Source organism: Sphingomonas sp. 179-A 2A2 NHS (assembly GCF_045371305.1).
In the GTDB taxonomy this organism is placed as follows: domain Bacteria; phylum Pseudomonadota; class Alphaproteobacteria; order Sphingomonadales; family Sphingomonadaceae; genus Sphingomonas.
Map to the genome: position 1 here is coordinate 199,641 of NZ_JBIQDE010000003.1, position 14,750 is coordinate 214,390.

The following is a 14,750-nucleotide window of genomic DNA, read 5'->3' on the forward strand; positions in this document are numbered from 1 at the left end:
GGCGCGAGTGACGGGGCTCGAACCCGCGACCTCCGGCGTGACAGGCCGGCGCTCTAACCAACTGAGCTACACCCGCTCGTATCAAGCTTGCACCCATGCCGTTTGGCCGGGCGCGCACCCGATCTATTCAAATGCCTTCCTGGCGATCGCAACCATCCGTGAAGGATGGCGCGAGTGACGGGGCTCGAACCCGCGACCTCCGGCGTGACAGGCCGGCGCTCTAACCAACTGAGCTACACCCGCTTGGATCAGCGTGGAGGCGCGCCACTATGCCACGGTTGCGGGGCTGTCAACGACTGACGCCTCGCTTTTTTCACCGCGCCGGAACCGCCCGCGCGGCTGGCGTACCAAAGTGCCATGTTCGAACAGGAAGCCGGCGATGTCCGGCTTGCCCGCCGCGCCCAGGATCGTCTGCACGATGATCAGCAGCGGCACCGCCAGCAGCGCGCCGATCGTGCCCCACACCCACCCCCAATAGCTCAGCGAGACAAGGATCAGCACCGGATTGATCGTCAGCCGGTGCCCGACGATCAGTGGCGTCACCACGTTCGCCTCGATGAGGTGGAGGCCATACATGATCGCCGGCGCCGCCAGCGCGGTCCAGATGTCGGAAAAGGTCATCAGCCCGCCGATCGCCACGAGCAGCGCGGCGATCACCGGCCCGAAATAGGGGATGTAGTTGAAAAGCGCGACGATCCCGCCCCACATCAAGGGGAAGGGCATGCCGAGAAGGTACAGCGCGCCTGCCGTCACCAGGCCCAGCACGATGTTGATCGCGGTGATCGTGCCGAGATAGCTCGACACGTCGTCGATCACGTCCTGGATCACCCGCGCCGTCGCCATCGCGCCGCCGAAGCTTTCGCGGTTGGTGATCATCTTCGCGCGAAACTTCGTCCACCCCGACAGGAAGAAGAAGGTGACGAGAACGGCGTAGAGCACCTGAATGATGACGCCAGGCGCCGAAGTCGCGGCCAGCTCCAGGATCGAGCTCGGCGGCGCGACCGCGGCGGTGGGCGAGGACCGGATCGGCGTCGAGGCAAGCTGCCGCAGCGTCCGGTTCGCATAGCGCTCGAGGTTCGAATAAAGATCGAGCAGCGGCGCCAGGTTCTCCTGGATCCGCCCGATGCGGCTTGGCAGCAGCCGGAAGAAATCGGTCGCCGGCACCACGATCGCTGCCAGCGCCACGTTCGCCGCGATCAGGAACACCAGAACGCAGAACAGCGAGGCGACCGCGGACGGGATCCGCCGCGACTCCAGCCATTCCAGCAGCGGGATCAGCGCCACGCCAACCACCAGCGCCGCCGCGGTCGGCATGAAGAACTCGGCCCCCGCCTTCAACGCAAACGGCAGTCCCAGCGCCAGCCCCGCGCCGGCGGTCAGCGTCAGGGCTGCCAGCAACCGGTCACGTCGGAGGCCGATCCGCGGATCCTCCGGAAGCACCGGAGATGCAGCAGGCGGGGTGCCCGCCGTTAAGGGAGCAAGCGGGTCCTGCGGCGCGGGATCTGACATATGGGCCGATCTTACTGGGGTCAGTGTCCGCCGCCTAGCGATATCGATTGGCGGTTCGGCGCTGCTCGCCTTCGGTCCACGGCCCGTCGCTGAGATACAGGTAATCCGAATCGAACTCGCCCAGCCGGGCAAGCTGCTGGAAGTTGTGGATCTCGGCGCGCCCGCGCCCCACGGTTGCCAGCCCCTCCTCGCGCAGCCGCCGGATCACGCGGTTCACGTGCACGCTGGTCAGCCCCACCGCCTCGCCCAGATCCTGCTGCGTCATCGGCAATTCGAAGCTGCCGTCGCGCACCCGTCCCACCGCCTCCATCCGGCAACAGGTTTCGCACAGGAAGTGCGCGAGCCGCCCGATCGCGTCGAGCCGGCCGATGCGGAAGATCCATTCCCGGTGCATCGCCGCGTCCAGCATCGTGCTGAACCACAATTGCCGGGCAAGGTGCGGCCGCTCCGCCATGATCGCCTCGAGCCGCTCGTGCGGCACCAGGCCAATCGTCGATTCGCTGATCGCCGCGATGTCATGGTCGATATACCGGGTCGGGAAGCCGTGCAGGTCCACGAAGTCGCCCGGAACCTGATAGGACAGCAGCTGCCGGTATCCGTCGCGGGCATCCATGTATCGGCACATGAAGCCGCCGATCAGCAGCGTGCTGTAATGCAGCCGCTCGCCCCGTCGCGAGATCACCTTGCGCGCCGGCACCGTGTCGACGCGCTCGATAGCGGCCTCCAGCGCCGCAAGATCGTCCTCCGACAATTCGTGTCGCCGCCGGCCACGCAGAAAGTCGTCGGTCTTCATCTCGCTGCCCTTCGTTTCGACCGGGTAACGCTTCAGGCCGCAGCACGATCCTCGAAATAGGCCTTCAGGTCACGCTTCAGGATTTTCCCATTGGCATTGCGCGGCAACATCTCGTCGCAAAAGCGGATCGCCACCGGCACCTTGAAGGCGGCAAGCCGATCGCGGACCCACGCCTGAAGCTCCGCTTCGCTGGCGCTGGTGCCCGGCGCCAGGTGCACCACCGCCGCCGGCTCCTCGCCCAGCGTACGGTGCGGAATGCCGATCAGCGCGCAATCGGTGACGGCGGGGTGATCGTAAAGGCAGTTCTCCACCTCGCTGGAATAGATGTTCTCTCCGCCGCGGATCACCATGTCCTTGGCGCGGTCGACGATGAAGCAGAAGCCTTCCTCGTCCAGCCGTGCAAGGTCCCCGGTGCGCACCCAGCCATCGACGAACGTGGCTGCGGTCGCCTCGGGCTTGTTCCAATATCCCTTCACGATCATCGGCCCGCGCGCCCACAGCTCGCCCACCTCGCCAGCCGGCAATTCACGCACGCCATCGGGATCCATGATCCTGAGGTCCGCCACGGCCACGGCGGGGCCGCAGCTTTCGGGCCGGTTCACATAATCCTCGCCGGAATGGGTGGTGACCGTCGCGGTGGTCTCGGTCATGCCCCATCCGTTGCCCGGCGCGCTCTTCAGCTCGCCGGCGATCTTGCGCACCAGTTCCGGCGCGGACGGCGCGCCGCCATAACCGATCGTCTCCAGGCTTGAGAGGTCGTAGCGGTGGCGTTCGGGATGCTCCAGCAACTGCCAGGCGATGGTGGGCACGCCGCCCGTCGAATTCACCTTCTCGCGCTCGATGATCTCCATCGCGCGGATCGGCTCGAACTTGCGCATGTAGATGATGGTGTGGCCGCCAGCCATCGCGCCCATCAGCCCGGCGGACAGGGCGGTTGCGTGGAACAGCGGAATGACGGTCAGCGCCACCTTCGGCGTCGGCTCGGGCAAGGCCTCGCCACGCCGCAGTATCGTCCGCGCGGCGGCATAGGCGGTCGACAGGATGTTGGTCATGAAGTTGCGGTGGGTGCCCAGCGCGCCCTTGGGCTTGCCGGTCGTGCCGCTGGTATAAAGGATTGTCGCCTCGTCCTCCGGCATCAGCGCCACCGCCGGCAGGTCACGCGTTGCCAGCCCGGCCCAGTCGCGCGGCGTGCCGATCACGTCCTCCAGTCGCTCCGCGCCGTACAGCGGCTGGGTGGCGCGACTCACCAGGACGCGCGCCACGCCCGGGATCTCGCTGCGTAGCGGCGCAAGCCGGTCCCAGCGCTCGTCATCGGTGATCAGCACCTTCGCGCCCGCGTCATTCAGGCCGTAGACCAGTTCCTCGCCCGTCCACCACGCGTTCAGCGGGACCGCGATTGCGCCGAGCGTGGTCGCGGCAAAAAAGGCGACGATCCATTCCGGTAGGTTGCGCATCGCCACTGCCACGCGGTCGCCCTTGGTCACGCCACCGGCGGCGAGGTCGGCGGCCAGAGTCGCGATCGCGCGGAACTGCGCTTCGTAGCTGACGCGCTCATCCTCGTAGATCGTCGCCAGCCGTTCGCCATGCGTACGCGATAGCTGGACGAGCGCGGCCATGTGCGGCGGCGCGTTCTTCCATACGCGCGTCGGCACACCGCGAATGTCCACCGTCTCCATCTCGAACTTGGCGCCGGGTGCCGTCAGCAGCGCCTCTACCTCTTTGATGGACATGGCCGGCCATGATGCGGCCGATGCTTGTGTCGCCACGGCGATCCTCCCCAGATCGAAAAACGAGTGTGCAGGACCTCGCATTAGGATTGATTCATGCCTCGCTCAAGCGATAGGGAGATCAGGATTTAGAAACCGGGGTATGGAGGGGCCATGAAGATCGCTGCACCCGAGAAGCACGGGTTCGACGGCAGCCGCCTGCGCGCCATCGATACGTTCCTGAAAGAGCGGTACCTCGATTCGGGCGAGTTCCCGCACGCCCAGCTGCTGGTATCGCGCGACGGCGAAATCGTGCACTTCTCGTCTCAGGGTGCGGCGCGCGAGGGCGGGTCCGCCACCATCGACGAAGGCAGCCTGTTCCGCATCGCCTCGATGACGAAGCCGATCACTTCGGTCGCGTTCATGATGCTGGTGGAAGAGTGCAAGGTCGCGCTCGACACGCCGGTCCACCACGTCCTGCCGGAATTCAGGAAGACCGGCGTCTATGCTGGCGGCGGCGCGGGTGTGCCGTTCATCACCAAGCGCACCGATGAACCGATGCGGATGGTGGATCTCCTGCGGCACACCTCCGGCCTCACCTACGGCTTCCAGAACCGCTCGAACGTCGATGCCGCTCACCGCGAGCTGAAGCTGGAGAACTGGCACGGCAACTACGATCTCGACACCTTCGTCGCCGAGCTCGCGCGGCTGCCGCTCGAATTCTCGCCCGGAACGAGCTGGAACTATTCGGTCTCGACCGACGTGCTCGGTGCGGTGGTGCAGCGCGTCTCGGGCATGTCGCTGGCGGACTTCTTCGAACAGCGCATTTTCAAGCCGCTCGGCATGAACGACACTGGCTTCACCGTGCCGGCAGACAAGCTCGATCGCCTCGTCGATTGCTACACGCTCGTTCCCGGCAAGGGCCGCGTGATGTTCGATCGCGCGCAAGAAAGCATGTGGTCGAGCCCGTTCAAGCTCGTCTCGGGCGGCGGCGGCCTCGTCTCCACTGCGCTCGATTACCAGCGCTTCTGCCAGATGTGCCTCAACGGCGGCACCCTCGATGGCACGCGGATCCTCGGCCGCAAGACGATCGAGCTGATGACGCAGAACCACTTGCCCGGCGGTGCGGATCTGTCGGCCATGTCGAAGTCGCTGTTCAGCGAAACGCAGAATGCCGGCACCGGCTTCGGCCTCGGCTTTGCGGTGACGATCGATACCGCCCGCTCGATGATGCCGGGCAGCGTCGGCGAATATTACTGGGGCGGCATGTTCTCGACCGCCTTCTTCATCGATCCGGTGGAGCGCGTCACGATGGTGTTCATGACTCAGCTGTCGCCCAGCATGATCTACCCGATCCGGCGCGAGCTGAAGACGATGATCTACTCCGCCCTTACCTGACCAGCTTTCGGCCCCGGGCAACCGGGCCGCACGTCCTTCCTGTATTGGAGAGCAACGCACAATGACCTCCCCCGTCCGCTTCGAACGCCACGACGACGTTCTCGTCATCATTTCCGATTCGCCGCCGGTTAACGCGCTTGGCGCCGGCGTGCGTGACGGGCTGAAGGAAGGCGTCTCTCAGGGCATCAACGATCCCGCGGTGAAGGCGATGGTGATCCGCTGTGACGGCAAGACCTTCTTCGCCGGCGCCGACATCACCGAGTTCGGCAAGCCGCCCAAGGGCGCCTCGCTCCACGAAGTCATCGACATGATGGATTCGAGCGAGAAGCCGATCGTCGCAGCAATCCACGGCACCGCGCTCGGCGGTGGCTGCGAAGTCGCGCTCGCCTGCCACTATCGCGTCGCCGTGCCATCGGCGGTGATGGGCCTCCCCGAGGTCAAGCTGGGGCTGCTCCCCGGTGCCGGCGGCACGCAGCGCCTGCCGCGCATCGTCGGCGTGAAGGCCGCGATCGAGATGGTCGCGATTGGCGATCCGATCTCCGCCAAGAAGGCGGCAGAGGTCGGCCTCGTCGACCGCGTCGTTGGAGAGGACAGTCTGGAGGCGGACGCCATCGCCTTCGCGCGCGAGATCGCCGACAAGAAGCCGATCCCACGCGTTCGCGACAAGACAGTCGCCCCGGACCCCGAGGCGGTCGAGGAGTTCAAAAAGAAGCACGGTCGCCGCATGCGCGGCTTCGATGCGCCGGCCGCCAACATCGCCTGCGTCGTCGCCGCCAGCGAATTGCCCTTCGACGAGGGCATGAAGTTCGAGCGCGAGCAGTTCATGAAGCTGATGACCGGCACCCAGTCGGCGGCGCAGCGCCACCTGTTCTTCGCCGAGCGCCAGGCCGCCAAGATCGACGACGTCGATCCCAAGACCCCGCTTCGCCCGATCAACAAGGTCGGCGTCATCGGCGCCGGCACGATGGGCGGCGGCATTTCGATGAACTTCCTGTCGGCCGGGATCCCCGTCACCATCATCGAGATGCAGCAGGAAGCGCTCGACCGTGGCACCGGCGTGATGCGCAAGAACTACGAGGCGTCCGCTGCTAAGGGCCGGATCAAGCCCGACGCGCCCGAGAAGGCGATGGGCCTCCTCACCCCGACGCTTAGCCTTGAGGATCTCGCCGACTGCGATCTCATCATCGAGGCGGTGTATGAGAACATGGACGTCAAGAAGGAGCTGTTCACCAAGCTCGACGCCATCGCGAAGCCCGGCGCGATCCTCGCCACCAACACCAGCTACCTCAACGTCGACGAGATCGCCGCCGTCACCAAGCGTCCCGAGGACGTGCTCGGCATGCACTTCTTCTCACCGGCCAACGTCATGCGCCTGCTCGAAGTGGTGCGCGGCGAGAAGACCGCGAAGGACGTGCTCGCCACCGTCATGGCACTCGCCAAGAAGATCAAGAAGGTCGCCGTCGTCGCCGGCGTCTGCCATGGCTTCATCGGCAACCGCATGCTCAGCCCGCGTCAGATCGAGGCGAACAAGCTCCTCATGGAAGGGGCGACCCCGCAGCAGATCGACAAGGTCCATACCGATTTCGGCATGCCGATGGGCCCGTTCCAGATGGCCGATCTCGCCGGCGTCGACATCGGCTGGCACCGCGATCCGAGCCGGATCGAGAGCATCCGCGATGCGCTCGCCGCTGAGGGTCGCTGGGGCCAGAAGAAGGGCGCCGGCTATTACGATTACGACGAGAAGCGTAACGCGACGCCGAGCCCCCGCGCGCTAGAGATCATCGAGGAATTCCGCGCCAAGTCGAACCTGCCCAAGCGCGAGATCACCGATCAGGAGATCGTCGAGCGCACTTTGTATCCGATGGTCAACGAAGGCGCGCTGATCCTCGAAGAGGGCAAGGCACAGCGCGCCAGCGACATCGATGTGGTCTGGATCATGGGCTATGGCTGGCCGGTCTATCGCGGCGGCCCGATGTTCTGGGCGCAGAATGAAGTCGGCCTGAAGAAGATCGTCGAAGGCCTTGAAAAGCATGGCTTCAAGGTTGCCGAGAGCCTCAAGACCGCAGCCGAGACGGGCGCTGCGCTGAAGTGACCGCATCGTGTTCCGCCCTGCCCGTCACCGCGCGGTGCCGCCTCTCCCTATTCGGGGCTGGCGTTACCACGCGCGCCGGGCAGGCGGGCACAGGAGGAGGGGCCGATGACTGAACGCACCGCTCTTCAAACCGCCGCCGCGGTCCGCTCCGGCACCACCACGGCGCTGGCGGAAACCGAGGCGGCGATCGCCCGCATCGAGGAACGCGACGGCCCGCTCAACGCCGTCGTGGTCCGTGATTTCGATCGCGCCCGCGCCGCCGCTGCCGAGCTCGACGCGCGCATCGCCGAAGGCTTCGACGGCCCGCTGCTCGGCGTGCCGATGACGATCAAGGAAAGCTATGACGTCGCCGGCCTGCCGACGACCTTCGGCTTTGCCGAGCATCGCGATTTCACCGCTGCGCAAGATGCCGTCACCGTTCGACGCCTGAAGGCCGCCGGCGCGATCATCCTGGGCAAGACCAACGTCCCGCCTGCCCTGTCGGATCTCCAGTCCGACAACCCGGTCTATGGCCGCACCAACAATGCGGTGAACCCTGATCGCGTGGCGGGCGGTTCCTCCGGCGGATCGGCCGTTGCGCTCGCCGCCGGCATGGTCCCGCTGGAATTCGGATCCGACATCGGCGGCTCGATCCGCGTGCCCGCCGCCTTCAACGGCGTGTGGGGGCACAAGACCACCTGGGGCGTGATCCCCACGGAGGGCCATTACATGCCCGGCACGGACGGGGCGCGCACCGTCCTGTCGGTGCTCGGCCCGATGGCACGCGACGCTGACGATCTCGAAACGGCGCTCGGCATCGTCGCCGATCACCCGCTCGCCCCGGCACGCCGCCACGGCAGCAACTGGCGCTTCCTGCTCCTCACCAGCCATCTGATGGCACGGGTGCAGCAATCGATCGTCGATGCCCTCGAACGGGTGGCCGCGGCGTTGCGCGAAACCGGCGCGACCGTCGACACCAGCAGCGATCTCCTGCCCGACCTCGAACGCCAGCACGCCGGCTATTGGAAGATGCTCAACATCGCCATGTCACGCCGTGCACCGCGGCCGGAGGGCGAGGCCGCGCCCGAGCTCGAACCCTGGCTCCACCTCCATGACGAACAGGCGCGCAACCAGCGTCAGTGGCGCCGCCTGTTCGAAACCTACGACGCGGTGATCGCGCCAACCGTCGGCATGACGGCATTCCCGCACGATCCCACGCCACTCGCCACCCGCCGCCTCTCGATCAACGGCGAGGATACGCAATTCTTCCACCAGTTCGTCTTCCCCGGCCTCGCGACCTTCCCGATGCTGCCCGCCACCAGCGTGCCGATCGGCAACGATGCGGACGGGCTGCCGATCGGCGTCCAGGTGATCGCGGACCTTTATGCCGATCGCACCGCGATCGCCGCGGCACGCGACATTCACGACGCCGCCGGAGGCGCGCAATGACCGTCGGCCGCATCCTCTTCACCAAGTTCGTCGTGGAGGATCTGCCCCGCGCGCTCGCCTTCTACGAGCAAGCGTTCGGCTTCACGGAACGCAGGCGGATCGCGCTACCGGGCCTGGAGGAGGTGCTGATCGGCCTTCCCGATGATCCCTTCACCCTCGTCCTCTATCATCACACCGACGGCCGCGCCCTTGTGCGCGGGGACAATCACGGGCCGCTCGGCCTCTCGACGCGCGACATCCAGGCCGCCTGGGATCGCGCGATCGCCGCCGGTGCCACCGCCGTTCGCCCGCCGGAGGATCTCCCCGGCATGCGCATCGCCTTCCTCGATGATCCGGAAGGCCACACCATCGAACTCATCCAATATCTGCGCGAGAAGACCCGCGAAGGAGCAAGCGAATGACCGATCTTGATCAGTTCCGCGCCGAGACGCGCGCGTGGCTCGAGGCGAATTGCCCGCCCGAGATGCGCGAGCCGATCCGCAGCGAAAAAGACAGCGTCTGGGGTGGCCGCGACCAGAGCGCCATGACCCCGGCGCAGAAGAAGTGGATGGACGCCATGGGCGCGAAGGGCTGGACGGTGCCCGACTGGCCCAAGGAATATGGCGGCGGCGGGCTGTCTGCTGCCGAAACCAAGATCCTGCGCGAGGAAATGGCGAAGCTGCGGTGCCGCAACCCGCTCTCCTCGTTCGGCATCTCGATGCTTGGGCCGGCGCTGCTGAAATACGGCACCGAGGAGCAGAAGAAGGAGCATCTGCCCAAGATCGCGCGCGGCGAGATCCGCTGGTGTCAGGGCTATTCGGAGCCAAACGCCGGGTCCGACCTTGCGAGCCTCGCCACCTCGGCGGAGGACAAGGGCGATCACTTCCTCATCAACGGCCAGAAGATCTGGACCAGCTACGCGAATTACGCGGACTGGATCTTCTGCCTCGTGCGCACCGACAAGACGAACAAGCACAAGGGCATCAGCTTCGTCCTGTTCGACATGCAGACGCCGGGCGTCTCCACCAAGCCGATCCTGCTGATCAGCGGCTATTCGCCCTTCTGCGAAACCTTCTTCGACAATGTGAAGGTGCCGAAGGAGAACCTCGTCGGTGAGCTCAACAAGGGCTGGGACGTCGCGAAATACCTGCTCGGCCATGAGCGTGAGATGATCTCGAACATGGGCCTTGGCGGCGGCGGCAGGAACCCGCTGATCGAAGGCGCGATCGCCACCATCGGCCTCGATCATGACGGCCGCCTTGCCGATCCGCTGCTGCGCGCCAAGATCGCCGAGTTCGAGGTCCGCTCCAAGGCGTTCGCGGCCCAGTCCGAACGCTTCATTGACGAACTGAAGGCAGGCCGTGCGCACCCCGCGCAGCCGTCGATGATGAAATATTACGGGACGGAGCTGAACAAGGCCCGCCACGAACTGCTGATGGCATCCGGCGGCTCCGATAATCTGGAATGGGAAAGCGAGCGGTCGCGCGGCGGTGCGCCGGCACGCGACTGGCTGCGCACCAAGGCGAACTCGATCGAGGGCGGCACCAGCGAGGTGCAGCTCAACATCATCTCGAAGCGCATCCTGGAGCTTCCGGGCGCGTGATCGGGTCGCCCTTCCCCCAAGGGGAGGGCGCGCTCGCCAGACCATCTACGGGAAGCGGGCGGCGCGGCCGCAGGCGCCAGCCGCCCCTTCCCACCTCCTCCGGGGCCACATGAGTGCCGGAGCGTAAAAGGGACGAACGATGCCTCTTTTCCTGAACGAAGATCAGACCATGCTGCGCGATACCGCGCGCGATTTCGTGGCCGATTCCGCTCCCGTCAGCCACATGCGCAAGCTGCGCGACGACAATGATCAGACCGGCTTCTCGCGCGATTTGTGGAAGCAGTTCGCCGACATGGGCTTCACCGGCATTCTCATCGACGAGGCACAGGGCGGCCTTGGCCTCGGCCATGTCGAGGCGGGCTTGGTGCTGGAGGAGATCGGCCGCAACCTGTCGCCCTCGCCGTTCCTGCAGACTGCCGTCGCCGCGGTTGAGGCGATGAAGGGCACGCCGCACGCAGAACGCTGGTTCCCTGGCATCCTCGCTGGCGAGACCGTCGCCGCGCTCGCGATCGACGAAGGCGCGAAGCACCGTAACAGCGTGGCCATGAAGGCCGAGCGCGCGGGCAACGGCTTCAAGCTCACCGGCGCGAAGCAGTTCGTCCACCACGGCCATGTCGCCGATGTGGTGATCGTCGCCGCTCGCACCGCCGGCGCTGCCGATGATCAGGACGGCGTGACGCTGTTCGCCGTGCCCAAGAATGCCGCGGGCATGACCGCCAAGGCCGAGCGCCTTACCGACGCCAGCCTCGCCGCGCGGATTGAGTTCGCCGGTGTCGAAGTCGATGCCGACGCCGTAATCGGCGAAGTCGATGCCGGCCGCACGCCGCTCGATCGCCTGCTGCGCGCCGGCCGTGCGGGTGCCGCTGCCGAAATGCTCGGCGTCGGCGCTGGCGCGATGGACATGACGGTCAATTACCTGAAGGAGCGCAAGCAGTTCGGCGTGCTGATCGGCAGCTTCCAGGCGCTGCAGCACCGCGCCTCGCACCTCTACAGCGAGATGGAAGTGGCGCGCGCTGCCGTGCTGAAGGCGCAGCAGTTGCTCGACGCCGGTGACGAGAAGGCCGACGCCGCCGTCTCGGTCGCCAAGGCGATGACCGGTCTCGCCACGATGCTCAGCGTGCAGGAAGGCATCCAGATGCACGGCGGCATCGGCATGACCGATGAATATGACATCGGTTTCTACATGAAGCGCCAGCGCGTGCTCGCCGAACTGTTCGGAGACGCCAACTTCCACGCCGATCGCCTCGCGCGCGCGGCCGGCTATTGACGCTTTTCCCCTCCCTCCCGCAGGAGGGAGGGGAGCGACATCAGGGGCAGGTCGCAACGGGTGTGCCAGGCGTGATCCACGGCCGCCCTGCTTGCCTGCCCCATCGCGGCAGGCACAGGGACCGGATTAGATGAGCGACACCTCGAACGACACGCGCATTCCCCCCACCCCCGAGGCTCTGGCCGCCGATCTCGTTGATCTGCTCGACGTTGAGGAAATCGACACCGATCTCTATCGCGGCCGCCGGTCGAAGGGCGGCGTCGGCCGCGTCTTCGGCGGCCAGGTGATCGCGCAGGCGCTCCAGGCGGCGCAGCGCTCGACCGACGCGCCAAAGGTGGCTCATTCACTCCACGCCTATTTCATGCGGCCGGGGGACGAGAATTTCCCGATCATCTACCGCGTCGTGCGCGATTTCGAAGGCCGCAGCTTCGCCACCCGCCGCGTCATCGCGATGCAGCGCGGCGCCCCGATCCTCAATCTTGCCTGCTCGCTGCAGGTGCCGGAGGACGGCTTCCACCACCAGGATCGCATGCCCGACGTGCCCCCGCCCGAATCGCTGCCGACCGAGGCGGAACTGCGCGAGAAGGACGCGGTGAACCTGCCCGAAAAGCAGCGCCGGATGGTCACGCGCCCGCGCCCGATCGAGATCCGCCCCGTCTATCCGCGCAAGTGGTTCAACCCGACGCCGACCGAGCCGATCCAGCACAGCTGGTTCCGCGCCGTCGCCCCCGTCGGCGACGATCCCTCGATGCACCGCGCGATCCTCTCCTACGCGTCTGACATGGCGCTGCTCGGCACCTGTATGCTGCCGCACGGCGTCAACTGGACGACGCCCGGCTTCCAGAGCGCCAGCCTCGACCACTCCGTCTGGCTGCACGAGGATTTCCGCGCCGACGAATGGCTGCTCTACGCCACCGACAGCCCCTGGGCCGGCCATGCGCGCGGCATGAACCGCGGTCAGATCTTCACGCAGGATGGCCGCCTCGTCGCCAGCGTCGCGCAGGAGGGATTGATCCGTCAGCGCACCCCGCGCGCGGAATGACGTTCCATCGCTGCGCATTCGGCATCCATCGCCGCGCGACCACGCGCATTGATGCGCATCGGGCGCCAATCCCCGTCCCTTGAAAGCCATGTCATGACCATTGCGCGCCGCGATTTCCTCACCGGCACCGCCGCCGTCGCGGCCACCTCGGCCGTTTCCGCTCCCGTACTGGCGCAATCCGCCGACGCCGCCGCGCTCGCCACACTCGACCGCCACGCAGAGGCGCTGCTCACTGCGTACCCCGAGGGCGCCGCCTATCTCGGCCTCGACAATGGCAAGCGCATCGCGCTCAAGGCCAAGCTAACCGACCGCAGTGCCACCGCCGAGGCCACCCGGCGCAGTGACGCTGCCCAGAGCCTCGCCGAGCTGCGCCGCATCGACAGCGCTTCGCTTTCCCCGACGGTCGCGACACACGTCAAAACCGTCATCGCAGCTCATGAGATTGCGCTGGACGGCTGGAAGCGGATGCCGGTCGGCGACATGGCCTTCCTGTCGAATAATGGTTATCGCTCAACGCCTTACATAGTCACGCAGGGCAATGGCGCGTTCGTCGACACGCCCGATCTGCTGGAAAACAAGCATCAGGTGACGAACAGCGCGGACGCCGAAGCTTATCTGGCCCGGCTCGAAGCCTACGCAGCGCAACTGGCAGCAGAAACCGAGCGCCTTTGGGCGGATGCCGCGGAGGGCGTCCTCCTCCCGGCGCCGTTCAACGATATCACCGTGGCCCAGCTTCGCGCTGGGGCTGCCCAGCCCGCGGCCGAGCAGGGCATGATCCGCAGCTTCGCCGAGAAAACCGCAAAGGCTGGTCTCAAGGGCGACTGGGTCAGCCGCGCCGCGGCCATGGTCGACCGTCGCATCACCCCCGCCCTGATCAATCAAGCCGACACCCTTGCCGCACTCAAGGCTCGCGCCTCACAGGACGGGGGGATGTGGCATCTCCCCGACACGGCCGACCGCTATGCCTGGCTCGCCGAGGCGGCCACCACCACCAAACGTACGCCTGAACAGATTCACGAACTCGGGCTCGAACAATGCCGCGTTTATGCCGCTGAACTCGATCCTTTACTCCGCGCCCAAGGCCTCACCAAAGGCACGGCGGGCGAGCGGATGGCGGCGCTCGGCAAGCGGCCGGACCTGTTGTTTGCGGACAATGATCAGGGTCGCGCGGAACTGCTCGCCTATCTCAATACGATCGTCGCGAAGTTGCGGCCGAAGCTGCCGCAGGCGTTCGGGAAGCTCGTGCGCGGCAACCTCGTCATCAAACGCGTGCCGCCGGCGATCCAGAACGGTGCGCCCAACGGCTATGCGGGTCCGGGTGCGCTCGATGGCTCAACACCCGGAATTTACTTCATCAATCTCAAGGACATGGATAGCTGGGCGCGCTTCGGCCTGCCCACCCTCACCTTCCACGAAGGCATTCCGGGCCACATCTGGCAGGGCGAATATACCTTCGATCTGCCGCTGATCCGTACCCTCCTCGGGTTCAACGCCTATTCGGAAGGCTGGGGGCTCTACGCGGAGCAGATCGGGGCCGAGCTTGGCTATTACGATGACGATCCCCTCGGCCGCATCGGCTATCTGCAATCGATGAACTTCCGAGCGGCGCGCCTCGTCGTCGATACCGGCTTGCATCACAAGCGCTGGTCGATCGATCAGGCAACGCGCTGGATGATGGCAGCCACTGGCTACACTGAGGCGCATGCCCGGTCCGAGATCAACCGCTACTGCATCTGGCCCGGCCAGGCACTCGGCTACAAGACAGGCCACAACGAGATCAATCGCCTCCGCGACGCCGCAAAGGCGAAGCTCGGCCAGCGCTTCGACGTGCGCGGCTTCAATGATGCCGTGGTGCAGGCCGGGGGCATGCCGCTAGGCGTGCTCGGCAAGGTAGTGGATCGCTGGACGGCGAGCCGGGTCTAATCCCGGCGAG

Annotated in this window: 11 protein-coding genes and 2 tRNA genes; 8 read left to right on the top strand and 5 right to left on the bottom strand. The window is 66.2% G+C overall.

Annotated elements, in window-relative coordinates; all coding sequences use genetic code 11:
• Positions 1-2 precede the first annotated feature (2 nt).
• The 5 genes from ACH0AE_RS07330 to ACH0AE_RS07350 form a co-directional block, all read right to left on the bottom strand.
• Positions 3-76: transfer RNA gene (locus ACH0AE_RS07330), tRNA-Asp, on the bottom strand.
• A 90-nt stretch (positions 77-166) separates the two neighbouring features.
• A tRNA-Asp gene (locus ACH0AE_RS07335) sits at positions 167-243 on the bottom strand.
• A 24-nt stretch (positions 244-267) separates the two neighbouring features.
• On the bottom strand, positions 268-1,509 hold the full coding sequence (locus tag ACH0AE_RS07340) for an AI-2E family transporter (protein WP_406875604.1): 1,242 nt from the start codon (positions 1,507-1,509) through the stop codon (positions 268-270).
• 34 nt (positions 1,510-1,543) lie between these two features.
• Positions 1,544-2,302, bottom strand: coding sequence for a Crp/Fnr family transcriptional regulator (locus ACH0AE_RS07345; RefSeq protein WP_406875605.1), 759 nt, complete (start codon positions 2,300-2,302; stop codon positions 1,544-1,546).
• A gap of 32 nt (positions 2,303-2,334) precedes the next feature.
• Positions 2,335-4,032 (bottom strand): class I adenylate-forming enzyme family protein, encoded by a 1,698-nt coding sequence (locus ACH0AE_RS07350; protein WP_406875606.1) that lies wholly within the window; start codon positions 4,030-4,032, stop codon positions 2,335-2,337.
• A gap of 150 nt (positions 4,033-4,182) precedes the next feature.
• Here ACH0AE_RS07350 and ACH0AE_RS07355 point away from each other — a divergent pair, with 150 nt between their 5' ends.
• From ACH0AE_RS07355 to ACH0AE_RS07390, 8 genes are all read left to right on the top strand, one after another.
• Complete coding sequence (locus ACH0AE_RS07355) at positions 4,183-5,406, top strand: serine hydrolase (protein WP_294445067.1); 1,224 nt, start codon at positions 4,183-4,185, stop codon at positions 5,404-5,406.
• A 61-nt stretch (positions 5,407-5,467) separates the two neighbouring features.
• Positions 5,468-7,498: a 3-hydroxyacyl-CoA dehydrogenase NAD-binding domain-containing protein gene (locus ACH0AE_RS07360; RefSeq protein ID WP_406875607.1), complete on the top strand. Its 2,031-nt coding sequence runs from the start codon at positions 5,468-5,470 to the stop codon at positions 7,496-7,498.
• 105 nt (positions 7,499-7,603) lie between these two features.
• Positions 7,604-8,926, top strand: coding sequence for an amidase family protein (locus ACH0AE_RS07365; RefSeq protein ID WP_406875608.1), 1,323 nt, complete (start codon positions 7,604-7,606; stop codon positions 8,924-8,926).
• Entirely contained in the window at positions 8,923-9,327 is a 405-nt protein-coding gene (locus ACH0AE_RS07370) for a VOC family protein (protein ID WP_227770390.1), read from the top strand. The genes ACH0AE_RS07365 and ACH0AE_RS07370 overlap by 4 nt, the downstream gene beginning before the upstream one ends.
• Positions 9,324-10,508 carry an acyl-CoA dehydrogenase family protein gene (locus ACH0AE_RS07375; protein WP_294445062.1) on the top strand — a complete coding sequence of 395 codons (1,185 nt, stop codon included), beginning with the start codon at positions 9,324-9,326 and terminating at the stop codon, positions 10,506-10,508. The genes ACH0AE_RS07370 and ACH0AE_RS07375 overlap by 4 nt, the downstream gene beginning before the upstream one ends.
• 139 nt (positions 10,509-10,647) lie before the next feature.
• The gene (locus tag ACH0AE_RS07380) at positions 10,648-11,775 is read left to right on the top strand and encodes an acyl-CoA dehydrogenase family protein (protein ID WP_294441852.1); all 1,128 of its coding nucleotides are present in this window, start codon (positions 10,648-10,650) and stop codon (positions 11,773-11,775) included.
• 130 nt (positions 11,776-11,905) lie between these two features.
• Positions 11,906-12,817: an acyl-CoA thioesterase II gene (locus ACH0AE_RS07385; RefSeq protein WP_294441848.1), complete on the top strand. Its 912-nt coding sequence runs from the start codon at positions 11,906-11,908 to the stop codon at positions 12,815-12,817.
• A gap of 93 nt (positions 12,818-12,910) precedes the next feature.
• Entirely contained in the window at positions 12,911-14,740 is a 1,830-nt protein-coding gene (locus ACH0AE_RS07390) for a DUF885 domain-containing protein (RefSeq protein WP_406875609.1), read from the top strand.
• The last annotated feature ends 10 nt before the right edge of the window (positions 14,741-14,750 follow it).